Annotated in this window: 19 protein-coding genes and 1 pseudogene; 6 read left to right on the forward strand and 14 right to left on the reverse strand. The window is 73.7% G+C overall.

The features are described 5' to 3' along the window. Positions 1–53: 53 nt before the first annotated feature. The 8 genes from ELQ39_RS11765 to ELQ39_RS11800 all read right to left on the reverse strand — a co-directional run bounded on the left by ELQ39_RS11765 (position 54) and on the right by ELQ39_RS11800 (position 9,520). Positions 54–1,574, reverse strand: a complete 1,521-nt coding sequence (locus ELQ39_RS11765) for an aldehyde dehydrogenase family protein (protein ID WP_242591861.1) — start codon at positions 1,572–1,574, stop codon at positions 54–56. Positions 1,575–1,875: 301 nt separating this feature from the next. Then, the gene (locus ELQ39_RS11770) at positions 1,876–2,811 is read right to left on the reverse strand and encodes a hypothetical protein (protein WP_242591862.1); all 936 of its coding nucleotides are present in this window, start codon (positions 2,809–2,811) and stop codon (positions 1,876–1,878) included. A gap of 10 nt (positions 2,812–2,821) precedes the next feature. Then, entirely contained in the window at positions 2,822–3,175 is a 354-nt protein-coding gene (locus ELQ39_RS11775; RefSeq protein WP_190004868.1) for a hypothetical protein, read from the reverse strand. A gap of 2 nt (positions 3,176–3,177) precedes the next feature. Further along, on the reverse strand, positions 3,178–4,863 hold the full coding sequence (locus tag ELQ39_RS11780; protein ID WP_242591863.1) for a hypothetical protein: 1,686 nt from the start codon (positions 4,861–4,863) through the stop codon (positions 3,178–3,180). A gap of 180 nt (positions 4,864–5,043) precedes the next feature. Further along, entirely contained in the window at positions 5,044–6,033 is a 990-nt protein-coding gene (locus ELQ39_RS11785) for a malate dehydrogenase (RefSeq protein WP_190004870.1), read from the reverse strand. 507 nt (positions 6,034–6,540) lie between these two features. Beyond that, positions 6,541–7,638, reverse strand: coding sequence for a helix-turn-helix domain-containing protein (locus ELQ39_RS11790; protein WP_242591864.1), 1,098 nt, complete (start codon positions 7,636–7,638; stop codon positions 6,541–6,543). A gap of 528 nt (positions 7,639–8,166) precedes the next feature. Continuing rightward, a complete protein-coding gene (locus ELQ39_RS11795; RefSeq protein WP_391669178.1) occupies positions 8,167–8,676 on the reverse strand; it encodes a DUF3017 domain-containing protein in 510 nt (169 codons plus the stop codon). Beyond that, positions 8,666–9,520 carry a bifunctional methylenetetrahydrofolate dehydrogenase/methenyltetrahydrofolate cyclohydrolase gene (locus ELQ39_RS11800; protein WP_033272374.1) on the reverse strand — a complete coding sequence of 285 codons (855 nt, stop codon included), beginning with the start codon at positions 9,518–9,520 and terminating at the stop codon, positions 8,666–8,668. The genes ELQ39_RS11795 and ELQ39_RS11800 overlap by 11 nt, the downstream gene beginning before the upstream one ends. A 289-nt stretch (positions 9,521–9,809) precedes the next feature. Between ELQ39_RS11800 and ELQ39_RS11805 the strand changes: the two genes are divergently transcribed. From ELQ39_RS11805 to ELQ39_RS11815, 3 genes are all read left to right on the forward strand, one after another. Continuing rightward, entirely contained in the window at positions 9,810–10,388 is a 579-nt protein-coding gene (locus tag ELQ39_RS11805) for a hypothetical protein (RefSeq protein ID WP_225644827.1), read from the forward strand. 207 nt (positions 10,389–10,595) lie between these two features. Further along, positions 10,596–11,345, forward strand: a complete 750-nt coding sequence (locus ELQ39_RS11810) for an FHA domain-containing protein (protein ID WP_242591865.1) — start codon at positions 10,596–10,598, stop codon at positions 11,343–11,345. Further along, complete coding sequence (locus ELQ39_RS11815) at positions 11,342–12,886, forward strand: protein kinase domain-containing protein (RefSeq protein ID WP_242591866.1); 1,545 nt, start codon at positions 11,342–11,344, stop codon at positions 12,884–12,886. Before ELQ39_RS11810 ends, ELQ39_RS11815 begins: the two co-directional genes overlap by 4 nt. An 83-nt stretch (positions 12,887–12,969) precedes the next feature. Here ELQ39_RS11815 and purH read toward each other — a convergent pair whose 3' ends face one another. Next, positions 12,970–14,532 (reverse strand): bifunctional phosphoribosylaminoimidazolecarboxamide formyltransferase/IMP cyclohydrolase, encoded by a 1,563-nt coding sequence (purH, locus tag ELQ39_RS11820; protein WP_242591867.1) that lies wholly within the window; start codon positions 14,530–14,532, stop codon positions 12,970–12,972. Then, entirely contained in the window at positions 14,529–15,170 is a 642-nt protein-coding gene (gene purN, locus ELQ39_RS11825; RefSeq protein WP_190004877.1) for a phosphoribosylglycinamide formyltransferase, read from the reverse strand. Before purN ends, purH begins: the two co-directional genes overlap by 4 nt. A gap of 387 nt (positions 15,171–15,557) precedes the next feature. Between purN and ELQ39_RS11830 the strand changes: the two genes are divergently transcribed. Further along, entirely contained in the window at positions 15,558–16,343 is a 786-nt protein-coding gene (locus ELQ39_RS11830; RefSeq protein ID WP_225625984.1) for a hypothetical protein, read from the forward strand. Between the two features lie 42 nt (positions 16,344–16,385). On the opposite strand, the gene ELQ39_RS11835 is transcribed toward ELQ39_RS11830, so the two are convergent. Continuing rightward, positions 16,386–17,996: a cell division protein PerM gene (locus tag ELQ39_RS11835; RefSeq protein WP_242591868.1), complete on the reverse strand. Its 1,611-nt coding sequence runs from the start codon at positions 17,994–17,996 to the stop codon at positions 16,386–16,388. Between the two features lie 96 nt (positions 17,997–18,092). Here ELQ39_RS11835 and ELQ39_RS32680 point away from each other — a divergent pair. Both ELQ39_RS32680 and ELQ39_RS11845 read left to right on the forward strand, forming a co-directional pair. Beyond that, positions 18,093–18,215, forward strand: a pseudogene (locus tag ELQ39_RS32680) (RNA polymerase subunit sigma-24); the annotation flags it as partial. 621 nt (positions 18,216–18,836) lie between these two features. Further along, positions 18,837–19,916 carry an RNA polymerase sigma factor gene (locus ELQ39_RS11845; RefSeq protein ID WP_435813080.1) on the forward strand — a complete coding sequence of 360 codons (1,080 nt, stop codon included), beginning with the start codon at positions 18,837–18,839 and terminating at the stop codon, positions 19,914–19,916. 87 nt (positions 19,917–20,003) lie between these two features. Here ELQ39_RS11845 and sucD read toward each other — a convergent pair whose 3' ends face one another. The 3 genes from sucD to ELQ39_RS11860 form a co-directional block, all read right to left on the reverse strand. After that, the gene (sucD, locus tag ELQ39_RS11850; protein WP_190004880.1) at positions 20,004–20,888 is read right to left on the reverse strand and encodes a succinate--CoA ligase subunit alpha; all 885 of its coding nucleotides are present in this window, start codon (positions 20,886–20,888) and stop codon (positions 20,004–20,006) included. A gap of 27 nt (positions 20,889–20,915) precedes the next feature. Further along, the gene (gene sucC, locus ELQ39_RS11855; protein WP_242591869.1) at positions 20,916–22,097 is read right to left on the reverse strand and encodes an ADP-forming succinate--CoA ligase subunit beta; all 1,182 of its coding nucleotides are present in this window, start codon (positions 22,095–22,097) and stop codon (positions 20,916–20,918) included. A gap of 573 nt (positions 22,098–22,670) precedes the next feature. Then, a complete protein-coding gene (locus tag ELQ39_RS11860) occupies positions 22,671–23,210 on the reverse strand; it encodes a hypothetical protein (protein WP_242591870.1) in 540 nt (179 codons plus the stop codon). Between the last annotated feature and the right edge of the window lie 756 nt (positions 23,211–23,966).

The raw sequence follows: 23,966 nt of genomic DNA on the forward strand, positions 1-23,966 counted from the left end.
GCGCCGCGGCCGCCACGCGACGTGCGACGTCACGGCACCGCCGGGTCACGGCGTCAGCCGCGGAACCACCGCACCGGCGCCGGCGCCAGGTTCTGGTAGACGTGCTTGGTCTCGCGGTACTCCGCGAGACCGGCCGGGCCGAGTTCGCGGCCGGTGCCGCTCTTGCCGAAGCCGCCCCACTCGGCCTGCGGGAGATAGGGGTGGAAGTCGTTGATCCACACGGTGCCGTGGCGCAGCCGTCCGGCGACCCGGCGGGCGCGGCCCGGGTCGGCCGTCCACACGCCGCCGGCCAGGCCGTACTCGGTGTCGTTGGCGAGGGTGACGGCCTCGTCCTCGGTGCGGAACGTCTCCACGGTGAGGACCGGTCCGAAGACCTCCTCGCGCACCACGCGCATCTCGCGGTGGCAGCGGTCGAGGACGGTCGGCTCGTAGAAGTAGCCGGACGCGGGGCGTTCGGGCGCCGGCTCGGGCCGCTTGCCGCCGCAGCGCAGTACCGCGCCCTCCTTGAGCGCGGACTCGACGTACGACTCGACCTTCTCGCGCTGCTGCGCGGAGACCAGCGGGCCGCACTCGACGCCGTCCTCGGTGCCCCGGCCGAGCCGGATCTTCTGTGCGCGGCGGGCGAGTTCGGTGACGAAACGATCCCGCACGGACTCCTCGACGATGAGGCGCGCACCGGCCGAGCAGACCTGGCCGCTGTGGATGAAGGCCGCGTTGAGGGCCTGGTCGACGGCGGTGTCGAAGCCTTCCTCGGTGGCGCAGGCGTCGGCGAACACGACGTTGGGGTTCTTGCCGCCGAGTTCGAGGGCGACCTTCTTGACCGTCGGCGCGGCCGCCTGGGCGACCTTGGTGCCGCTGACCAGGCCGCCGGTGAAGGACACCAGGTCGACGTCGGGGTGCTCGGCCATCCGCGCGCCGACGGTGTGACCCGGGCCGGTGACGATGTTGGCGACGCCCGCGGGCAGACCCGCCTCGGTGAGCAGGCCGATCAGCGCGACGGTGGTCAGCGGGGTGATCTCGCTGGGCTTGACCACGAAGGTGTTGCCCGCGGCGAGCGCCGGGGCGATCTTCCAACTGGCTTGCAGCAGAGGATAGTTCCAGGGGGTGATCAGGGCGCAGACACCGACGGGCTCGTGCACGACCACGCTGTGGATGTCGGGCGAGCCCGCGTCCACGACCCGGCCGGGCGCCTCGGCGGCGACCAGATCGGCGAAGTAACGGAAGGCGTCGGCCACGCAGTCGATGTCGACGCGGCCCTCCTCGACGGTCTTGCCCGCGTCCCGGCTCTCCAGCAGGCCCAGTTCCTCACGGTCACGGACCAGGAGATCGGCGACACGGCGCAGCAGCGCGGCCCGCTCGGCGACGGGGGTGTGCGGCCAGGGCCCCTCGTCGAAGGCGCGGCGCGCCGCCGCCACGGCGAGGTCGGTGTCCTTCTCGTCGCCCTCCGCGACCACGGCGAACGGCCGGGCGTCCGCCGGGTCGAGGATCTCCCGGGTGGCCCCGGAGACGGCGGCCCGCCACTCGCCTCCCGCGTGAATGGTGTCGCGCGCCCGCAGTTCTGTGCTGTCCGCCATGATCGGTTACTGCCTTCCGTCCTGTTCCGCGCCCGTGAGTCACATGCGTGCTACCCCCGAGACCGGGTGCGCCTGCCCTGCGGGGCGAAATACATGCGGAATCAACGCACGGAGTGCGCTTCGTCACGGCGCCCCCGGGGCTGGGCCGGCCTCGCAGCAGACCGCGGGCATTCGTGCCTCCCTCAGTGCCTTGAGGGCCTGGGAGGTACTCCCGGGCGGCACAGGTGGGCGCGGGCGACGCCTCGCCGGCGCCGAGTCGCGCGGACTTCCCCCGGCCCGCTGCGGCCGACAGGACGTCAGATCACGACGACGCGCACGTCGCGGACGGCGGACAGAAGTGACGCACCGCCGTGAGCGCAAGCTCCAGCTCCGGATCGACCCCGTCCGTGGGCGCGCCGTACGCGGCGATCGCGTACACCTTGCCGTCGTGCGGTGAGCGGAAACGCACGTCCTGGACGTGCCAACTGCCCACGTCGGGCTCGCCGCGCAGCGAGTCGGCGAGGTAGGCGAGGCGCAGTCCGTTCACGCCCTCCTCGTCCAGCCGCACCAGCTCGACCTGCTGGAAGCCGTCCGGCTTCGGCGTCTCCTCCGACAGGTACAGGTCGAAGGACTCCTCCGGCGACGACTCGGCGACCTCGTACACCTGAAGCCGCCGGAACCCGTCCGGACTCCGGTAGTTCACGACGTCGAAGCCGTGCTGCGAAGGCACCGTCTGCCGTTCCCACCCCGTGGGCCGGGCGACGGTGAACCCCTCGGCGTCGTCGTGCAGCTCGAAGCCCTCGGGCAGCGGCGGCGTCTCGGCACCGGGCGACTCCGACGTCCCGGAGGACTCCGCGGGCGCCGCCTCGGACTCCCCCGCCTGCGACGGCGACACCTGCGCGGTGTTCGTACGCGTACCCCCCGCCCGATCGTCCGCGCCACCGCCCCCGCCGTCGTCCCCCACGACCGCACTCAACACCAGCGCCACCGCGACCCCCACCCCCGCGGCCCCGCCCAGCACACCCCACACCATCCGCCGCCGTCCGGCGTCGGGCGCCCCCGGCCTCGGCGGCTCCGGAACGGACCACGCCCCGCCCGCCGGGGCATCGGGATCGGTCACCCCGCCCTGGGCTGCCGTGGGCACGACCGGCTGGAACGACGGCGGAGGAGGCGGCGGCGGAGTCACCGGCGCGGCCGTGCCGTCGCCGTCCTCCCAGCGCTGGGCGTCCTCGTTCCAGTACCGCTGTCCCCCGGTCATGGCGTCCCTCTCACATTCCCAGCAGCGCGGCGACGGCCCCGGCCGACGAGAACAGGGTCAGGACGCTCTGGGCGTCCGTGAGCGCCTCGCGCAGCCGCTGTATGCGGCCCTCGCCGGCGGTCCCGGTGCGGGTGATCTCCTCCTCGGTGTCGGCGAGGGTGGAGTCCAGCCGCGCGACCTGCTCGTTCTCCCGCAGCCTGGTGAGGTCGGCGCGCAGTTCCCGAACGGCGGCCAGCAGCTCCTCGGCGGTCTCGTCGCGTGCCGTCGCCGTGGTGTTGTGCGTCTCGGCGCGGGCGTTGGCGCCGAACGCGAAGGAGGAGTTGTCGGCGCGGCCGATGCTGACGTTCGGTTCGTCGGTTGCCATCGTCAGTCGGATCCCTTCTGCGGCTCGGGGCCGCCGGTCGTGGTCTGGGCGCGCGCGTGGTCGCCGAAGGCGAACGACGAGTTGTCGGCGCGTCCGATGTGCACCGCGCCGCTGCTGATGTTGACGATCTTCTGCACGAACTCGCCGGTCTCGTAGCCCGCTTCGCCCAGCGCCAGCCGCACCCCGCGGCTGATGCGGTCCTGCACACTGCGCAGGTACCGGGCGACGTCCATGTCCTGGAAGGTGGACCCGGCGGGCGCCGCGGCCAGCTCCCGCACGGACAGGGCGGGCCCGTCGGGCAGTGCGTGGGCGTGGCCGCCGGTCAGCAGCCGCCACGCGAAGGGCAGGCCCCGGCCGAGGGTGATCAGCGCTTCACCGGCGGAGCGAGGCACCAGGACGGCGGCGCCGGCGATCCTGCCGGTCCGGTCGTCACGGAATTCCTGGTGGGCACGGTCGGCGTCCTTGAAGTCCGCGCGGACCGGCAGCAGCACGTGCGGCGCGATCTCCAGCATCAGCATCCGGCCCTGGGTGTGGACGCGGACGAAGACGGTGACGACCAGCTCCTCCTCCCAGCCTCCGACGCGGATGCGCAGGAAGTGCCTCCGCTTCTCGCCGCCCTCCTCGACGGCCCGGGTCCGGTGCTGCTCGAAGTCGCCCGGCGCGTACGGCGCCTCCTCGCGGTTCCGCAGCCCTTCGACGGGCAGGAACACGCACTCGTCGATCTCCAGCCGCCGCAGCCGGTCCCGTACGCCGGGGCCCGCGTGCTCGGCCGGGATCCGCAGCTGCTCGATGAGGGGCCGGACCCGGTCGAGGACGGCCCGGTTGCCCAGCGGCTGCTGGTCCGCGTCCTCGTCGGGCCGCAGTTCGACGGCGAGCACCCAGGTGTCGTACGGCGAACCCGTCCCGCAGAAGGGGCGCGCCTCGTGATACATGACGAGCGGCGAGTGCTGCTCGATCCGGATGCGCCGGATCAGTCTGCGCAGGCGCTGCCCGCCGGACTGCTCGGCGCGGTCGCCCGCGGCGTCGGGGAAGCGGTCCCTGGAGAGTTCCTCGGCGAGGACGCGGGCGAACTGGTCACGCCGTCCCGCCACGCACAGGCCGATCACCACGAGCACGCCGATCCCGAACCACGCCTGCCAGGGTTCGGCGCTTGCCGCGAGGCCGTCGGCGATCGCGCTCAGCGGGTCGTCACCGCCGGATTCGTAGGAGGACTCGTACCCGGAGTCGCCGTCCGTGCCGCCGAACGCGGCGGCACCGAGGCTGTACAGGACGAACACGGTGATGATCCGGCCGCTCCAGCGGACCAGGGGCGCGACGGCCCGGGGCGCCAGGGGCGCGACGGCGAGCAGCAGACTGGGGACGAGGAAGTAGGCGAGCAGCCCTCCGCTGATCAACGCGCCCACGAGCCACAGGCCGAGGATCGCCGCCGCCCACAGCATCTCCAGCCGCCGGGCCCGCAGCGCGTGCGCGAGAACGCGGGCCGCGTCGAAGCCGAGCGAGGGCGCGACGACCCGCTGTTCGTGGAGGTAGAGCTCCTCGATGACCCGGTCGCGGTAGCCGGCGTCCAGGTAGGTTCCCGCGCACAGCAGCCGGGACGCCTCGCTGGCGTACGGGGGCACGGACGGCGGGCCGTCCGGCGTCCCGCCCGGGTGCTGTGGCTGCTGCTGGGGCACGAAGGCAGTGCTCACGCGGATCCCCCGATACGCGAATCGACGTCACCACCACACGGAGTGACGGGGCATCAGCATAGGGGAAGGGCGGGCGGGTGCGAACCGAATTGACCACAGGGGCCGACGGGACCGTGCGACGCGCGGGGCCCCGCACCGGACGAACCGGTACGGGGCCCCGCGAAGGCCGTGAGGGCCAGGTCAGATGAGGCCGAGGGAGCGGACCGCCTCGCGCTCCTCCTCGAGCTCCTTGACGGAGGCGTCGATGCGGGCGCGGGAGAACTCGTTGATCTCCAGGCCCTGGACGATCTCGTACTTCCCGTCCTTCACGGTGACCGGGAAGGAGGAGATGAGGCCCTCGGGAACGCCGTAGGAGCCGTCGGACGGGATGCCCATGGAGACCCAGTCGCCGTCGGCGGTGCCGTTGACCCAGGTGTGGACGTGGTCGATGGCGGCGTTGGCGGCGGAGGCGGCCGACGAGGCGCCACGGGCCTCGATGATGGCGGCGCCGCGCTTGGCGACGGTCGGGATGAAGTCCTCGGCCAGCCACTTCTCGTCGTTCACGACCTCGGCGGCGTTCTTGCCGGCGATGGTGGCGTGGAAGATGTCCGGGTACTGGGTGGCGGAGTGGTTGCCCCAGATGGTCAGGCGCTTGATGTCGGAGACCGAGGAGCCCGTCTTCTTCGCGAGCTGGGTCAGCGCGCGGTTGTGGTCCAGGCGGGTCATGGCGGTGAAGCGCTCGGCCGGGACGTCCGGGGCGGCGGCCTGGGCGATCAGGGCGTTGGTGTTGGCCGGGTTGCCGACGACCAGGACGCGGATGTCGTCCGCGGCGTGGGCGTTGATGGCCTGGCCCTGCGGCTTGAAGATGCCGCCGTTGGCCTCGAGGAGGTCACCGCGCTCCATGCCCTTGGTCCGCGGCCGGGCGCCGACGAGGAGGGCGACGTTGGCGCCGTCGAAGGCGACGTTCGGGTCGTCCGTGATCTCGATGCCCTGCAGCAGCGGGAACGCGCAGTCGTCCAGCTCCATGGCGGTGCCCTCGGCGGCCTTGAGCGCCGGGGTGATCTCCAGCAGGCGCAGCTTGACCGGCACGTCCGCGCCGAGCAGCTGGCCGGAGGCGATGCGGAAGAGCAGGGCGTAACCGATCTGGCCGGCCGCGCCGGTGACGGTGACGTTCACGGGAGTGCGGGTCATGGCGTTCTCCGTATGACAGCTGGCGGTGGGGCGGTCCCTGCCCCCTGGTGCGGGATCCCCGTTCCGGCTCGTGACCGGCGCCCGCCAGGATGATCGATCACCGGTTCGAATGATCGATCTCTTGGCGTCAAGAGAGATCCAGCGGTCAGGCTATCGCGCATCCGCCGGCGCGCACGGCCGGGCTCCCTGTGGCCCGCCCCACAGAGTGACCGCGCGCGCACGCGGGTAACCGGTGGCGGCGGAGAGATGAGGAGAGAGGGAAGGGGGCGGCCGCTCCGTCCGGGAGAGGTGAGGGCGGGGCGGCCGCCGTCCGGGACCGACCGTGCCGGTATCCCGTGGGGGTACTTCTCGCGTGCCCGCCCCAGGCGGCCGCATTCACGTCACCACGGTTCCCTCACATGTCACGCCCCGTACGGCCTACACGGGCGAGGGAATCGGCCGCCCTGCCCCGACGGCACGGTGGCCGGTGGCCCGGGATCCGGCCGCCGCGCAGGAGCGGCCGGACCGTCAGCCGGTGCAGCCCTTCTCGCCCGTCGCGGCCAGCACCGCGCAGGCCTTCGCCTCGGTCGCGGAGGCGACCGGCACCATCATCGTGTAGGCGACCGTGTCGCCCGGCGCGCCGACCGAGTCGGTCTGCTGGGACGTGCCCGAGCTGATCTCGACGGTGTCCCCCTGCGCGGCCTGGGTGATGCGCCCCCACGCGGCGGCGCAGACCTCGCTGTAGCGGACCTCGACGGTGGTGGCGCCGACGACCGCGGAGCCGGCCGTGGTGACCAGCTCGCCGCTGCACCCCATGACCTCGGCGTCCTTGCCCGCGCAGCTCTTGCCGCTGCACTTCACGCCGGGAGGCAGCTTCGCCTCTCTGGTGACGGTGGGCGACGGGGAGGGCTTGGCCTCCTTCTTGTCGCCCTGGGTCTCGGTGACGTACAGCCCGGCGGCGACCACCACCAGCGCGCCGAGCGCGCCGACGAGGAACATCGCCGTGCGCCGCTTGCCCGTGGGACGGCCGGGACCGGCGCCCGGACCGGACGGCTCCGCGGGCGGCGGGCCGTACCCGCCCGCCGCGGGCGCCCCGGGGCCGTAGGCCCCCGGGTAACCGGCGTCCGGGTTGACGACCCCCCAGGAGTTGCCGCTGCCCGACGCGTCGCGCACGTCGGTGGCGGTCGGCTGCGGCGGCACACTCGGCGACACCCCGGCCGGACCGGCGATCCCCGTACGGGTCCCGCCGCCACGGGAGCGTCCGCCTCCGCCCGACGGCGGCCCGGCCAGCTCGCTCAGCGCGGCGCGCGCCTGCGAGATCCGGATCGCCTCCATGGTCATGTCGTGCCGCATCTCCGAGCGGCTCCAGGCGCGCTCGGCGAGCTCCCACATGGTGGTCAGGTGCACCGGGTTGGTCCCGGTGACCTCGGCCAGCGCCACGATCGCGCCCTTCGGCGCGAGCAGCCGGCCGTTCAGATAGCGCTCCCAGGACGTCTTGCTGTAGCCCGTGCGGTCGGCGACCGACGCGACGCTCAGCCCGCTGCGGTCCACCAGCCGCCTGAGCTGACTGGTGAACTCTCTGATCTGCGGATCGAGTTCATCCGGCAAGGCCTTCCAACGAGGCATTGCTTCCCCCTCTTCCCCCCGGTTCGTGCTGGTGTTTCCCTCGCGCATGGTGCCCGCTGCCACGTCCCGTCTGGCTACCCACAGGGATGCCACCGGGACGGGTCTCAGTTCCCGGGGTGGGGGCGCACGGGAGCAACAGGGCGCGTGCGGCGTGCACGCCCAGTCGCTTGCGCTCCAGTGTCCCACCGGTCGGCCTCCCGGCCGAACGGAACCCCGGAATCCGCGGACCGGGTGAACCGGACCGGTACGACCGTCCCACCGTCTTCCTGTCCTACCACCCCGGCACCCTCACGCGGAGGTGTCGGTGGCCACATCACCCTCGCGCGGACACCCGCGTCGCGAACAGGCGCCGGAGTCATCGCAAGGGTGTACGGGGATTCCGGACCGCGTACCGGAACGGTTACTTCCATGCCACAGCGGCCGGGCCGTCGTTGATCGGGCCGTCCGCCGTGCAGGAACGTGGTGCGCGGCGGCGGCCCGTCCTCTCACGGGGGTGTGGACGGGCCGCCGTTCCGCCGTGCGGGCGGCTCAGCTGTCGACCGTGAAGTGCAGCACGTCCTGCAGCCACGGGAACCGCAGCAGCGGATCCGGCTGCATCATCAGCGCCAGCAGCACGATCACCAGACCCAGGCCGCCGTACGTGACGATGTCGGTGAAGCGGGAGCGCACGGCGAGCATGCCGACGTCCGGCACCACCCAGCGCAGGACCGCACCGGCCACCAGCGCCGCGCCGATCAGCAGCAGCCCGACCCGGAACACGTCCAGCGCGGTCAGCAGCAGGCCCAGGCCCACGGTGAGCAGCACGGCCAGGATCGGCCACTGCCGGGCGGGCGCGGGGGCGTCGCCGGGGGCCGCGCGGCCGCCGCCCTCGGGGCGCGCGGTGTCCCGGGTGAACAGCGGGAACCTGCGGGTGGCGCGGCGCGGGACGCCCTCGGCGTCGGGCGCGCTGACCGCGTCGCGCACGGTGACGTCCTCAGGGGACTCCTCCACCGCCGCGGGCGCCTGCGGGGCGTCCGGCGCCTTCCGCTCAGCCGACACTGCGCTCCGCCGCCTCGACCACGTTGACGAGCAGCTGCGCCCGGGTCATCGGGCCGACGCCGCCGGGGTTGGGCGCGACCCAGCCGGCCACCTCGGCCACGCCCGGGTGGACGTCGCCGACGATCTTGCCCTCGGCGCTGCGGGAGACGCCGACGTCCAGGACGGCCGCGCCCGGCTTGACGTCCTCGGGACGGATCAGGTGGGCGCTGCCCGCCGCGGCGATGACGATGTCCGCGCGCTTCAGGTGTGCGGACAGGTCGCGGGTGCCGGTGTGGCACTGGGTCACGGTGGCGTTCTCGCTGCGCCGGGTCAGCAGCAGCGGCATCGGACGGCCGATGGTCACGCCGCGGCCGACGACCACCACCTCGGCGCCCTTGATCTCCACGCCGTGGCGGCGCAGCAGCGTGATGATGCCGTTGGGCGTGCAGGGCAGCGGGGCGGGCTCGTTGAGGACGAGACGGCCGAGGTTCATCGGGTGGAGGCCGTCGGCGTCCTTCTCCGGGTCCATCAGCTCGAGGATGCGGTTCTCGTCGATGCCCTTGGGCAGCGGCAGCTGGACGATGTAGCCGGTGCAGGCCGGGTCCTCGTTCAGCTCGCGGACCACCGCCTCGATCTCCTCCTGCGTGGCGGTGGCGGGCAGTTCGCGCTGGATGGAGGCGATGCCCACCTGGGCGCAGTCGCGGTGCTTGCCGGCGACGTACTTCTGGCTGCCGGGGTCGTCCCCCACGAGGATCGTGCCGAGGCCGGGCGTGACGCCCTTCTCCTTCAGCGCCGCCACGCGGGCGGTCAGATCGGACTTGATCTCGGCTGCGGTGGCCTTGCCATCGAGAATCTGGGCGGTCATGGCCCCATCCTCGCGGATGACCGGGCCCCTGTTCCAATCAGCCCGCATTCCGGTCGGCCGCGGCGCCCGGACCGGGCATTCGCTCACCATCGGCCGCAATACGAGCAAGATCGCGATGTTGCACTTGCACAACACATATGTCGTACCGCTGGACAAGGAAAGGAACGGTCAAGAACGATGAACGCACAGTGCCGCGGGCAGAACCGGGGGGACGGACCGCATCTGTAGTACTTCCTCCGCGCCGTGCCTCGCGTCCCCGCACCAGAAGCGCAACGGAGGAAGAACCGCCATGAGTTTCGGCGACCCGAACAACCCCTACGGGCAGCCGCCCCAGCAGCCCCAGGCCGGCCCCGGCTACGGCTACCCCCAGCAGCCCGGCCAGCCCGGGTACGGCTACCCGTCGGCGCCCCCGGTGGGCCAGCCGTACGGCGGCGGTTACGTCCCCACCCAGATGCCCGGCATCACGCGCGCCGCGCAGATCCTGGTCGGCGTGATCGCGCTCGCACACGTGATCATCGCGGCCGTGTACGGCGTGGCGCTGGCGCAGTGGGACGAGTCGATGCGCGAGGCGAACCTCACGGCCGAGGCCGAGCAGTACGCCGACCTCGGCAAGGGCGTCGTCGTCTTCTTCGCCGGCCTGGCCGCCGTCTTCGCGATCCTCGGCCTGGTCCTCCTGCTGCAGTACGCCAAGGGCGGCAGCTCGGTGCGCGTCTGCTCCATCGTGTACGCGTCGTTCGCCATCGTCAGCGGCCTCTTCGCGCTGGCCATCTACCTGCTCGGCCTGGTCATCTGGGTCGTGTCGATCCTGGTGATCGTGTTCTGCGCGAAGCGGGCGAGCGCCGAGTGGTTCCGGCGCCCGAGGTACTGATCCCGGGAGACCGTCCGTCCCGGCGTTCCACCACAAGGCCGTGTCCGCCCCTCGCAGGGGGACACGGCCTCGGTGTTTCCGGCAACGGACCCGCCCGATTCACGCCATTCCCGCCGCACACCCGTGTCGCACCCGATCGGGGGAGGCCCGGCCCAGGCGTGCCGCCCTACCCTGACCGAGTAGCTGTCAGGCATGGGGGGATGCACCGTGTACAGCCTCATCGTCGTACCTCCGGCGACCGCGCCGGAGGACTCGGGCCGCCGCGACCGGCTCCGTCTGGCCCCCGGCGAGCGCCTCTCCTTCGGCCGCGCCCCGCACGGCAACGGCCTGTGCATCGCGCACGACGGGGTGTCCCGCAGAGCCGGTGAGATCACCGCGCAGGGCGCCTACTGGCTGCTGAGCAACCTCAGCCGGGAGCAGACGTACGTCGTGGAGAACCCGGAGGGCGCGGGCGAGCACATCAAGGTCGGGCCGGGCCGCCTGGACGCGCCGGTGCCGTTCGAGTTCTCCCGGATCGTGCTGCCGGCCTGCGGCGATCTGCTGCCGCTGGAGGTGTGGGCGCCCTGCCACGAGCACGTCCGCCTGGACTCCGGCGACGACGGCGCCGCCACCGCCCCCGCCTTCTCCCTGGACCGCTCCAAGCGGTACTTCGCCGTGCTGGCCGCGCTGTGCGAGCCGCGGCTGCGCGGGGCGCCGCACGCGCCGCTGCCCACGGTGGAGCAGGTGGCGGAGCGACTGCGCCCGGTGTGGCCGGCCGCGTCCCGCACCACGGTGCGGTGGAACATCGACTATCTGGCGGTGAAGCTGCGCCTCAAGCCCGGCCCGGAGAACGCGGATCCGGGTCCGCGGCTGAACGGCAAGAAGGAGTCGCTTGTCTCCCTGGCGCTCCGTTTCGACCTGGTCCGCGAGGACGACCTGGTGGTCCTGGCGGCGCCGCTCCGCCAGGAGGTCCGGTGACGGAGACGTACGCCGTGCCGGTGCCCAAGGGGTACCGGGTGGGCGCGTGGGAGGTGCGCGAGCCGATCGCCACGGGCGCCTTCGGCAGCGTGTACGCCGGCCGCCGCACCGGAGGCGGCGGGGACGGCCCGCGTGACGTCGCGCTGAAGTTCCTGCCCACCGGCACCCGCACCCCGCGCCAGCTGCACCATTTGCGTGAGCTGGCCGAGCGTGAGGTCGAGGTGCTGCGCCGGCTGAGACAGCCGCGCCTGATCCGGATGTTCGAGACGCTGACCGTCGACGACCCCGGCCGCCCGGAGCTGGACGGCGCCACCGTGCTGGTGCTGGAGAAGGCGGAGGGCTCGCTGTCCGCGCTGCTGGACGCCTCGCCCCGGCCCGGCGCCGGGCCCGGCCTGCTCGCCCAGATCTGCGAGGGGCTGGCGCAGCTGCACCGGGCGGGCTGGGTGCACGGCGACCTGAAACCGGGCAACGTGCTGCTGATGGCGGACGGTTCCGTCCGGCTCGCCGACTTCAACATGGCCGCCGAGCTCGAGGGCACGCACGCCTACACGTCCGCGTTCTCCACACCCGACTACACCCCGCCCGAGCTGCTGTGGTCCGAGATCGGCGAGCGGGGCCGTCGCATCCGCGCGTCCGCCGACGTGTGGGCGTTCGGCGTGCTCGCCCATCTGGTGCTCACCGGTGCGTTCCCGCTGCCCGGCGCCACCCCGGCGGCCCGCCGCACGGCCGCCGCCGCGTACGCCGCCGGCACCGAGGAGCTGCGGCTCTCCCCCGAACTCCCCGACGCCTGGCGGGACGTCGTCCGCGCCTGTCTGTCGCGCACGCACGCGGAGCGGATCGGCGTGGAGGAACTGGTGCGCCGGGTGCGGGACGCGGCCGGTGCGGAACGCCCCTTCCGGCTGCGCCGGCGGCTGTCCGCGCGGCGCCGCTCCCGGCGTACGGTCGCCGTCTCGGCGGCCCTGGCGACCGCCGCGGTGGCCCTCGTCGGGTACGGCGTCGACCGGTGGGCCCTGTCCGACGGCGAGCCGGGCGCGAGCGCCAACGCCTCCGCCACGTACGGCGCCGACGTGCTGCGCACGGACCGCGGCGTGCCGGCCGCCTACCGGCTGCTGATCGTGGAGACCGCGCACGACTGCCGCAGCGAGGACGTCACCGCGCCGCTGATCGCGGCCATGCTGAAGGTGGAGAGCGACTTCGACCCCGACCTGTCGGACCCGGCCAGGAACGAGTACGGCATCGCGCGCTGGACGCCGAAGGTGCTGCGGTGGTGGATGAACGAGGACGGCACACCGGGCGAGACGGTCCCCGAGCCGCCGTTCCCGCCCGCCGAGTCGGTGCCCGCGATGGGCCGCTACCTGTGCTGGATCGCGCCCCGGCTGGACGACGACCTGCGGGAGGACCGGCGGGTGCTGATCGCCGCCGCCTACCGCACGTCGTGGCGCAGGGTGAACGACGCGGGGGGCGTCCCCGCCACGTACCGCTCCTACGCCGACCGTGTCGCCCATTACCTGAAGGAGTACGCCCCGCCCGGCCGGAGATGACCCTCGCAGGTGCGACGCGGGCACGCCGGACGGCGGTGGCCCGGTCCTGGTGAGGACCGGGCCACCGCCGTCCGGCTCGGTGCTCAGTGGAAGAAGTGCCGCGTCCCCGTGAAGTACATCGTCACGCCCGCCTTCTTCGCGGCCTCGACGACCAGTTCGTCACGGACCGAACCGCCCGGCTGGACCACGGCCTTCACACCGGCCTCGGTGAGGATCTCCAGGCCGTCGGGGAAGGGGAAGAACGCGTCGGACGCGGCGAAGGAGCCGCGGGCGCGCTCGGCGCCGGCGCGCTCGACCGCCAGCTTCGCGGAGTCGACGCGGTTGACCTGGCCCATGCCGACGCCGACGGACGCGCCGTCCTTGGCGAGCAGGATCGCGTTGGACTTCACCGCGCGGCAGGCCTTCCAGGCGAACGCCAGGTCGGCCAGCTCGGCCTCGGACAGGGCCTCGCCGGTGGCCAGCGTCCAGGTCGCCGGGTCGTCGCCCTCGGCCTGGAGCCGGTCGGTGACCTGGAGCAGCGCGCCGCCGTCGATCGGCTTGACCTCGACCGGGGCGGACGGCGCCTCGGGGGCGCGCAGCACGCGGATGTTCTTCTTCCTGGTGAGCGCCTCCAGGGCGCCCTCCTCGTAGTCCGGGGCCACGATGACCTCGGTGAAGATCTCGGCGACCTGCTCGGCCATCTCCTTGGAGACCGGGCGGTTCACCGCGATCACCCCGCCGAACGCCGACAGCGGGTCGCAGGCGTGCGCCTTGCGGTGCGCCTCGGCGACGTCCGCGCCGACCGCGATGCCGCACGGGTTGGCGTGCTTGATGATCGCGACGGCCGGGGCGTCGTGGTCGTACGCGGCACGGAGCGCGGCGTCCGTGTCCGTGTAGTTGTTGTACGACATCTCCTTGCCGTGCAGCTGCTCCGCCTGCGCGAGGCCGCCCGTGCCGGACACGTACAGGGCCGCGGGCTGGTGCGGGTTCTCGCCGTAGCGCAGGGTGTCCTTGCGCTCCCAGGTGGCGCCGAGGAAGTCGGGGAACTGCGAGTCGTCGACGGGTGCGTACTCGGACGCGAACCAGGAGGCGACCGCCACGTCGTAGGCGGCCGTGTGCTGGAAGGCCTCCGCGGCGAGCCGCTTGCGGGTGGTGAGGTCGAAGCCGCCGGCCCGGACCGCGGCGAGGACGTCGCCGTAGCGGGCAGGGCTGGTGACGACGGCGACCGACGGGTGGTTCTTGGCGGCGGCGCGGACCATCGAGGGGCCGCCGATGTCGATCTGCTCCACGCACTCGTCGGGCGTGGCGCCGGAGGCGACGGTCTCACGGAACGGGTAGAGGTTCACGACGACCAGGTCGAACGGCTCCACGCCGAGGTCCTTGAGCTGCTGCTCGTGGTCGGCGAGACGCAGGTCGGCGAGGATGCCGGCGTGCACCTTGGGGTGCAGCGTCTTGACCCGGCCGTCCAGGCACTCGGGGAAGCCGGTCAGCTCCTCGACCTTGGTCACGGGGACGCCCGCGGCGGCGATCTTCGCGGCGGTGGACCCGGTGGAGACCAGCTCCACCCCGGCCTCGTGCAGGCCGCGCGCGAGATCCTCGAGGCCGGTCTTGTCGTAGACGCTGACGAGCGCCCGTCGAATGGCCCGCTTGTTGCTCTCGGCGGTCACTGGATAACTACCTTTCGTCCCTCGATGCGATAGCCGTTGCGGGCGAGGCGCCCCACGACCTCGACGAGCAGCTTGCGCTCGACTTCCTTGATGCGCTCGTGCAGAGCGCTCTCGTCGTCCTCGTCCCGGACCTCCACCACGCCCTGCGCGATGATCGGCCCGGTGTCGACGCCGTCGTCGACGAAGTGGACGGTGCAGCCGGTGACCTTGGCGCCGTACGCGAGCGCGTCCCGTACGCCGTGGGCTCCCGGGAAACTGGGCAGCAGGGCGGGGTGGGTGTTCACGAACCGCCCGCCGAAGCGCGCGAGGAACTCCTTCCCCACGATCTTCATGAACCCGGCGGACACCACGAGGTCGGGCTCGTACGCGGCGACGGCCTCGGCGAGCGCCGCGTCCCACTCCTCGCGGGTCGGGTGGTCCTTGACCTTGCACACGAAGGTCGGCAGCCCGGCGCGCTCGGCGCGGGCCAGTCCTTCGATGCCCTCGCGGTCCGCGCCGACGGCGACGACCTCGGCCCCGTAGGCGTCGGGTCCGACGGCGGCGATCCCGTCGAGGAGCGCCTGCAGATTGGTGCCGGATCCGGAGACCAGCACGACGAGACGACGCCTGGCGCGCTCGGCCACGGGCTTGGCGGCCACGGTGGGGCCCTTTCTCGGGGAGCGTCTGTACGGCCGGCGGCACAGCGCTTTGTACATTCCTACGAATGCTTCGCGCCCCCTGATACGGGGAAGCCTACGAAGCGGCCGACCGGCAGCAACGATACCGGCACTCCCGACGGGCCCCCACGGGACGGGGGCGTGGCCGGAAGGTAGCGTCTGGTAGGAGCAGGCCGGGGTACGCAGCTCCTGGACACCGGGGCGCACGGGAACGCCGACCGCGCACCGTTCGTTCACAGGGCGACGGACCCGGGCCGCGCGGAGCTGACGGGAACGCACCAGCTCACCGCTCACTCGTAGTCGATACGTCGTGCGAGGCGGTCACACCGCACTCACGCCGTGCTTCACAAAGGGGAAGACGCTCACTTGATGCCGGACCGCAGCCTGCGACTCCTCACGTTCCCCCAGCAGTCGGCCCAGGGAGGGGAGCGTGGCGCCGTGCTGCTGCGGGAGCGCCCCTCCTCGCCGCCCGAGGCCCCCCGCGGCGACGGCGACGACCGCCGTGACGGCCAGGACTCCCGGGACGGTCAGGGGGCTGGCCAGGACGACAATCCGTTCGCGCCCCCGCCGGAAGGCACGCCCGACCGCCCCTGGCAGCCCCGCCACCCCTCGGGCGGCGAGGGCGAGGGCGGCGGCCGCTCCCCGTGGGGCCGCAACTGGAGCGACCGGCAGCCCGGCCGCTCCCCCGGCGGCTTCGGCGAGCGTCCGCGCGGCCCGGAGGGGCAGGGCGGCGGCCAGCAGGGTCCGGGCATGCGCTGGGACCCCACGGACCCGGCCCAGCGCCGCGCGCGCTACGCCCTGCTCGGCGGCATGTGGGCCTTCTTCTTCGCCCTGTTCAACTGGCCTTACCTGGCGCTCCTTCTGGGCGCGCTCGCCCTGTACTGGAGCATCAGCGCCCTGCGCGCCAAGCCCCGCGGCCAGGACCCGGACACCCCGGCGTCCGAGCAGAAGGGCCGCCCGCAGACCACGGCGGCGGTGAGCGGCCTGGTCACGGCGGGCCTGGCGCTGCTGCTGGTGGCGGGGGTCTTCGGCGCCCGTCTGGTCTACAGCGACTACTACGAGTGCACCAGCGACGCCCTCACGCAGCAGGCGCGCCAGTCCTGCGCGGACCACCTGCCGGAGCAGCTGCGGGGCCTGCTGGACGAGCAAGGCTGACGGAAGGCGCACCGGACGTCTCCCCGGACCCCGTCCAACCGCTCAGGCGGGTGGGCGGGGTCCGGTGTCGTCCGGGGCCAGGGGATCGGGGCGGGGGCGGAGGTCGCGGAGGCCGAGGGAGCCTGTGCCGTCCGGGAGGGCGCCGCGGTCGCCGTGGTCACGGTCACCGTCATCGAGGAGCAGGTAGGGCTCGTCGTCGGCGACGGGAGCAGGGGCGGGGGCGCTTCGCCCGGGCTTCCGCTCGAACCACCTGCCGCGAGGGAGCCGCGCCCTCGGAGCCGGGCGCGGCGGGACAGGACGGCGCCGGGGCGCGACCACACGGTCCGGACGACGCTCGCCCCCGCCCCGCCCGTACGACCGCCGGAGGCACCACGCCCGTACGGTCAGGGCCGTCACGGCGGCCGTCAGCCCGAGCCACACCGCCGTCGCCAGACCCACCTGCCACCACACCGGGCCGAACCTCGCCAGCGCGGCCGTGCCCAGCGGGCCGCCCGCCAGCCCGGCGAGCAGCGCCAGCAGCACCCCGGACAGCCCCGCCGCGAATGCGGCCGCACCGGCGGTCCGCCCGGTCGTCCAGATGCCGAAGCGCCCCCCGCCCGTCACGGACCCCCTCCCGACGTACCACCCCACCACGGCCCCCGCCGTCAGTGGCAGCGCCGCGACCGTCCCGTGCAGCGCCGTGCCCGCGCCCGGGTCCGGCACCGCCGCCAGCAGCGGGAACGGCGGCAGCAGCGGCGCTCCCTGCCCACCGAGCGGCGTCACCGGGACGCCGACACCGAGCAGGAAGCCGGGGCCCAGGGCGTAGGCCGCCGCCCACACCGCCGCGTTCGGCAGCAGCGCGACGCAGAGCAGCGCCACCGCGAGCCACCCCGACCAGCCCTCGGTCAGCCGTCCGAACGCCCTGCGGGTCTCGCCGAGGTGCCAGCCCAGCGACACCGTCAGCAGCACCGCACCGCCCGCCACCAGCACCGTCGCCCCGGCCGCCGCCGCGCGCGCCGCGACACCGGGACGGCCGTCCGGGCCCAGCACCAGGTGCCGCACGCCCCGGGGCAGCACCGCACCCAGCACCTGCTCCAACGGTCCGCTGGGCCGTCCGTACGCGGTCCACACCCCCGTGCCGGCGGCCACCACCGCGACCAGCGGCACGCACGTCACCGTCCACGTCCAGGAGGGCCGCAGCGCACCGCCGGCGGCGTAGAGGGCGGCGGGGGCGGCGACCGCGAGGTAGCCGAGGACGACACCCGTCCAGGCGATGCGGCCCGGCACCGGCGGGGCGTTGTCGCGGGCGCCTCCCTCGGCGGTGTCCCGCGCCGCCCGGTGCAGCAGCCACACCGGCACCGCGGCGAGCAGCAGCGGGGGCACGCCCATCGGGGAGGGGGCGCCGGAGAGGGTGTCGACGCGGACCAGTTCGGCGCCGTGGGCGAGCAGCCACAGGGCCGCCGCGACATGCAGGGCGCCACCGGGTCCGCTGTCCGGGTAGGGCGAGCTGACCCACAGCAGCATCACGAGCACGGTGAACGCCGCGAGGCCCAGCCCGGCCGCGAGGGCGCCACCGACAAGGCCGCAGGCCAGCCCGGGCGAGCGGTGACGCACCCGGAGGAGCAGGGAAGCCGGCATCGATCGGCGTACGGTCGTCTGGATCACGCCCGCCATGCTCCCAACGACACGCGCTTTACTGGCGTAACGGGCGAAGCTCGGCTGTGTCGCTCAATATACGTTTATGTACTTTTCTGTACTGAGGGACGCCCAGTGACGCGAAGCCGTGCCCTTCCGCTCCCCCCGCCCAGCGAACGCCGACGGCTGCGGGAGGCACGTGCGCTGACACGCGCTCAGCTCGCGAAGCGGCTCGGAGTACGCCCGGACACGGTGCGCGCCTGGGAGTCGGGCCGCAGCACGCCTCGGGGGCGCAACAGGGCCGCCTACGCGGAGCTGCTGTCCACGCTGGCGGAGGACACGGCCCGTCAGACGACGCCCGTCTCCGCCGAGGTGACGATCCGTACGGCACCGGCCGGAGACGCCGACGCGTCGGGGCAGGGCGCGGCCCCCGACCCCACGTCGCTCGTCCTGACCTCTGCCGCGCTCGTGTCGCCGAAGGCGGACGCACCGTCAGAACCGGTCCCGGCCGGCCGGGTGGCGGGGGACCGGCCTGGATCGACGCCGAGCGCCGGGCCGCGGTCAGCAGGGGGACCGGGATCGGCGGCCGAGGGTTCGTCGGGCGAGCGGCAGCCAGGGAGCGGGGCGTCCGTCGGGGCCGGGCCGGCGGCGAGGCGTGAGCCGGGCGCGGCAGACGGCCCGCCGCCGGGGGCCGGGCGGACCCCGGGCCGCGGCCAGGAATTCCAGGACGGGACCGAGTCGGACGGCGGACCAGCGTCGCAGGACGGCCCGATCCCGGAGAGCGGACGGGAGCCGGGGAACGGTTCGGCGTCGGAACGTGGCCCGGTGTCGGGAGGCAGGCCCGGATCCGGAAGCAGCACCGCGTCGGAGCGGGATCCGGTGCCGGCCGGCGACCGCGGGCCGGACGGTGGACCCGCGCCGGCGCGCGGAGCAGCCCCGGAGCAGGAAGCGATGCCGGCCGGCAACCCCGAGCCGGCGCGCGGGGAGTCGTCCAGCGGCGGGGCCGTGCCGGGGCGTGGGCGTGCGTCCCGTGGTGGAGGGCGTGGGCGGCCGCGGCCCTCGTGGGCGCGGGTGTTGCGGCCGTCGGGGGCGCGGGTGTTGCGGCCGTCGGGGCGGGAGCGCGCGTCCGGGGCCGTCCCCGCCGCACGGGAGGCGGGGCCGTATCTGACGCCCGCGCAGGCCTTCGACGCGCTGTACGCGTACTGCGCCCCCGCCCTCGTCCGGCAGGCGTACCTGCTCGCCGGGCGGCGGGACCTCGCGCACGAGTCCGTGGAGCGGGCCTTCCAGCGGGCGTGGGACCACTGGCCGAAGGTGGCGCGCGACCCGGACCCGCCCGGGTGGGTGCGTGCGGCAGCGCACGACTGGGCGCTGTCCCCCTGGCATCGCTTCCGCCGCCGCTACCGGCACCCCGAGCCCCCGCCGCCCGAGGACGACGACCGCACGCTGCTGGACGCGCTGCTGAGCCTGCCGCCGCCGTACCGCCGCACGCTCGTGCTGTACGACGGGGTCGGCCTGGACCTGCCCGAGACGGCGGCGGAGACGGAGGCCAGCACGCGGGCCGCGGCCGGGAGGCTGATGTACGCGCGCGAGGTCCTCGCGGAACGGCTTCCGGAGCTGGCCGATCCGGCGGAGCTGCACGTCCGGCTGGCGGAGCTGGCGTCCACCGGCCGGACGCGGGCGGCGGAACCGGCGGCGGTGCGCGGCGGCAGCGAGCGCCGGGCGCGCCTGTGGACGCGGACGGCGGCGGCCGTGACCGTCGTCCTGATCGGCAGCACGGCGATGACCCTGCACACGGCGCCGACGCACTACGTGCCGCCCGTGCCCCCGGGCGAGACGGTGCGGGGCGTGCCGCCCCGGGTGGCGCCGGGCCCGCTCTCGGACGAGCAGCGCGAGCTGCGCGACCGACTGCGCAAGGCCCTGCTCGACGGCCCGGAACGCCTCACCCCCCTGGCCCGCTGAGCCGCGTCCCGCGCGCGAAAGACGGGTGGGCCCGTCCCCCGTCAGGGGAACGGGCCCACCCGTTCGATGCGCTGCCGCGCCGGCGGTTCAGCCGGCGAGGATCGCGCGCGCCAGCTTGGCGGTCTCGGTCGGCGTCTTGCCGACCTTGACGCCGGCGGCCTCGAGGGCCTCCTTCTTCGCCTGCGCGGTGCCGGAGGAACCGGAGACGATGGCGCCGGCGTGGCCCATGGTCTTGCCCTCCGGCGCGGTGAAGCCCGCGACGTAGCCGACGACCGGCTTGGTCACGTTCTCCTTGATGAACGCCGCGGCCCGCTCCTCGGCGTCGCCGCCGATCTCACCGATCATCACGATCAGGTCGGTGTCGGGGTCGGCCTCGAACGCGGCGAGCGCGTCGATGTGGGTGGTGCCGATGATCGGGTCGCCGCCGATGCCGACGGCGGTCGAGAAGCCGATGTCGCGCAGCTCGTACATCATCTGGTACGTCAGCGTGCCGGACTTCGAGACCAGGCCGATGCGGCCCGGCTTGGTGATGTCGCCCGGGATGATGCCGACGTTCGACTGGCCCGGGGTGATGATGCCGGGGCAGTTCGGGCCGATGATCCGGGTCTTGTTGCCCTTCTTGCCGGCGTACGCCCAGAAGGCGGCCGTGTCGTGCACGGCGATGCCCTCGGTGATCACGACGGCCAGCGGGATCTCGGCGTCGATGGCCTCGACGACCGCGTCCTTGGTGAACTTCTCCGGCACGAAGATGACGGAGACGTTGGCGCCGGTCTTCTCGATGGCCTCCTTGACGGTGCCGAAGACGGGTACCTCGGTGCCGTCGAAGTCCACGGTCTGACCCGCCTTGCGCGGGTTGACGCCGCCCACGACGTTGGTGCCGTCACCGAGCATGAGCTTGGTGTGCTTCATGCCCGTGGCGCCGGTCATGCCCTGGACGATGACCTTGCTGTCCTTGTTGAGCCAGATAGCCATGGTGTGTTGTGTCCTCGTCCTGAGTGCTTACTTGGCGGCGTGGGCCAGCTCGGCGGCCTTGTCGGCCGCGCCGTCCATGGTGTCGACGCGCTGCACCAGCGGGTGGTTCGCGTCGGTGAGGATCTGCCGGCCGAGCTCGGCGTTGTTGCCGTCGAGGCGCACGACGAGCGGCTTCTCGACCTTCTCGCCGCGGTCCTCCAGCAGCTTCAGGGCCTGGACGATGCCGTTGGCGACCTCGTCGCAGGCGGTGATGCCGCCGAAGACGTTGACGAAGACGGACTTGACGTCCGGGTCGCCGAGGATGATCTCGAGGCCGTTGGCCATGACCTGGGCGGAGGCGCCACCGCCGATGTCCAGGAAGTTGGCCGGCTTGACGTTGCCGTGCTTCTCACCGGCGTACGCGACGACGTCCAGGGTGCTCATGACGAGACCCGCGCCGTTGCCGATGATGCCGACCTCACCGTCGAGCTTGACGTAGTTGAGGTTCTTCTCCTTGGCGGCGGCCTCGAGCGGGTTCGCCGCGGCCTTGTCCTGGAGCTCCTCGTACTCGGGGTGACGGAACTCGGCGTTGTCGTCGAGCGACACCTTGCCGTCCAGGGCGATGACGTCGCCGGAGGCGACCTTCGCCAGCGGGTTGACCTCGACGAGGAGGGCGTCCGACTTGATGAAGGTGTCCCACAGCTTGATCAGGACGTTCGCGACCTTGTCCGCGACCTCGGCCGGGAACTTGGCGGCCTCGACGATCTCGCGGGCCTTCGCCTCGTCCACGCCGTCGATGGCGTCGATCGCGATCTTGGCGACGGCCTCCGGGCGGGTGGCCGCCACCTCCTCGATCTCCATGCCGCCCTCGACGGACGCGATGGAGAGGAAGGTGCGGTTGGCACGGTCGAGGAGGAAGGAGACGTAGTACTCCTCCAGGATCTCCGGGGCCGTCTCGGCGATCATCACCTTGTGGACCGTGTGGCCCTTGATGTCCATGCCGAGGATGTCCGTCGCGCGGGCGACGGCCTCGTCCGGGGTGGCGGCGAGCTTCACGCCGCCGGCCTTGCCGCGGCCGCCGACCTTCACCTGGGCCTTGACGACGGACTTGCCACCGAGACGCTCGGTGGCTGCGCGGGCCGCCTCAGGCGTGTCGATGACTTCACCGGCCAGCACCGGTACATCGTGCTTGGCGAAGAGGTCCCTCGCCTGGTACTCGAACAGGTCCACGCGCTTCCGTCCCTATCAGTGATCTCGCGGTTCGTTGGATGCGTGGGCGTGCCGCGAAGGGCAACGTGACGTCCGCTCTGTCACAAGGGAGGCGCACACGGTGTCCGAGCGCGCGGCATGTCCGTCTCGCAGGTTATCGCCGCATGGGGGGAGCCTCTAAATCGCGGGTCACACGTGAGCGGTGATACCTGTCACATGATGTCGGCTTCTCCGGCACCGCGTGCCGCGCGTGAGGGGCCTCACCGGGCTGGGGTTGACCCGGTGAGGCCCTGCCGGACAACCCGGACAGGGCTGTGACGCCGTGGTCCGGGGTTGCGGGGCGGCCGGCCTCCATTCCCCAATGGGCGCCGGCCTCCCTTCCGCGAGGTCGCGGCCGGACGAACCGACGGCTTTCGGCTGTCCGGGTCCTCATGCCCCGCGGAGTCCTTTGTTACCCGTGAGTCAGGAACGGGTGACAGGCGGGTGCGCACCGGATGACGTGGGGACGGCCGGTCCACGGCGGTTTCGGCCGGGACCGGGCATGTGTCCGTACGGACGGCTGCGCGCGCCTGCGCGGGAGTGTCGCCGTACGGCCTAGGCGGGCGGGACGTGGACGTCCCGGCTCTGCTCGCGCGTGCGGGGGGTCTCCGCGGGCGCGGCGGCACCCGGCACGAGCCGGGGCACGGGCCGGTGAGCGGCGGGCACGGCACCGGCGTCGGCGTGCCGGGCAGTGCCGTGATCGGCGGACGAGCGGCTGCCGGGAGCGCCGTCGCCCTCGCCACCGCCTGTGGGGGCGGCGGGCGCCTGCGGCGGGGCGGGGGTCGCCCGGTGGGCCGTCCGGTGGGTGGTGGAGGCGGCCTGGGAGGCGGTCGCGAGGGTGGCTACGGACGGCAGGGGGCCGTGCGCAGCCGGTACGGCGGGGGTGTCCGCCGCGGCCTGTGAGGGCGCGGGTGCCTGATCGGCGGGGACGGCGGGAGCGGGAAGGAGCTGTACGGGGAGTCCCGCGGGTCCGGGGAGGGTCGGCAGGGCGGGAAGCTCGGGCACCACCTGAGGCGGCAGCACGGCGGGCTGCTCCAGCGCGGGGAGCGAGACGGCGGGCAGGGTCGAGGTGACGGCGCCCAACTCCTGGGTCACACCACGGACCACCTGCCCGACGGGCCGCAGAACGCGTTCGAGAGGCCTCTCCGCCGAGCCCTGCCTCTCTCCCGGCTGTTCGACGGCCGGCCGCACAACCCGCTCCACGACAGGGCGCACCACGCGCTCGCCCACAGGACGCGTCACCCGCGCCACGGCGGACTGCAGTACGCGCTCGTCCGCGCCGCGCACCGCCTCACCGTCAGACAGCGCGGCCTGCTTCTTCCCTGACCGCGCACCGGACTCGACCCTGGGCCGCGCCACCCGCTCACCGCCGGGCGCCCCGCCCGACGTGACCGCGGAGCGCGCGCCCGACTCAGCCACGGACTGCCGAACGGCCCGCGCCGCGGACCGCGAGGCCTGATCACCGCCGGACGGCGCCACCCGCGTCTCCGCACGCCGCGCGCCGGACTCGGCCATGGGCCGCGCCACCGCCCCGGCGCCGGGCCGCGAACCCCGCTCAGCCCCGGGGCGCCCCGCACTCCGGGCCGGCTTCCGGGCCGCGGCCTCGTCACTCTCCGCCGTGAGGCCGTCCGGCACGGTCCCGACGCCCCCGGCGTCGGCCCGCACGATTCCTCCGGCGGGCGGCGGTCCGTCCGCGGCCTGGGCCTGCTCCCCGAACAGGACGCCCAGAACGAACACCGCCCCCGCCACCAGCGCCAGCCGGACCGCACGCCTCGGAGCCGCGGCGCGCACCATGCGCGCGGCGGCCCCGGGCACGGCTGTTGCTGACCAGGTCGACAGGGCGTTCCCTCT

This window comes from Streptomyces sp. GB4-14 (genome assembly GCF_022696125.1).
Lineage (GTDB): Bacteria > Actinomycetota > Actinomycetes > Streptomycetales > Streptomycetaceae > Streptomyces > Streptomyces werraensis.

What these genes read in the sequence shown, in the direction of transcription:
- ELQ39_RS11835 (WP_242591868.1), bottom strand. Translation starts at nt 17,996, where the DNA reads ATGGCGGGCGTGATCCAGACGACCGTACGCCGATCGATGCCGGCTTCC.
- sucD (WP_190004880.1), bottom strand. Translation starts at nt 20,888, where the DNA reads ATGGCTATCTGGCTCAACAAGGACAGCAAGGTCATCGTCCAGGGCATG.
- ELQ39_RS11775 (WP_190004868.1), bottom strand. Translation starts at nt 3,175, where the DNA reads ATGGCAACCGACGAACCGAACGTCAGCATCGGCCGCGCCGACAACTCC.
- ELQ39_RS11790 (WP_242591864.1), bottom strand. Translation starts at nt 7,638, where the DNA reads ATGCCTCGTTGGAAGGCCTTGCCGGATGAACTCGATCCGCAGATCAGA.
- ELQ39_RS11830 (WP_225625984.1), top strand. Translation starts at nt 15,558, where the DNA reads ATGCCGGACCGCAGCCTGCGACTCCTCACGTTCCCCCAGCAGTCGGCC.
- ELQ39_RS11800 (WP_033272374.1), bottom strand. Translation starts at nt 9,520, where the DNA reads ATGACCGCCCAGATTCTCGATGGCAAGGCCACCGCAGCCGAGATCAAG.
- ELQ39_RS11765 (WP_242591861.1), bottom strand. Translation starts at nt 1,574, where the DNA reads ATGGCGGACAGCACAGAACTGCGGGCGCGCGACACCATTCACGCGGGA.
- ELQ39_RS11785 (WP_190004870.1), bottom strand. Translation starts at nt 6,033, where the DNA reads ATGACCCGCACTCCCGTGAACGTCACCGTCACCGGCGCGGCCGGCCAG.
- ELQ39_RS11805 (WP_225644827.1), top strand. Translation starts at nt 9,810, where the DNA reads ATGAGTTTCGGCGACCCGAACAACCCCTACGGGCAGCCGCCCCAGCAG.
- ELQ39_RS11770 (WP_242591862.1), bottom strand. Translation starts at nt 2,811, where the DNA reads ATGACCGGGGGACAGCGGTACTGGAACGAGGACGCCCAGCGCTGGGAG.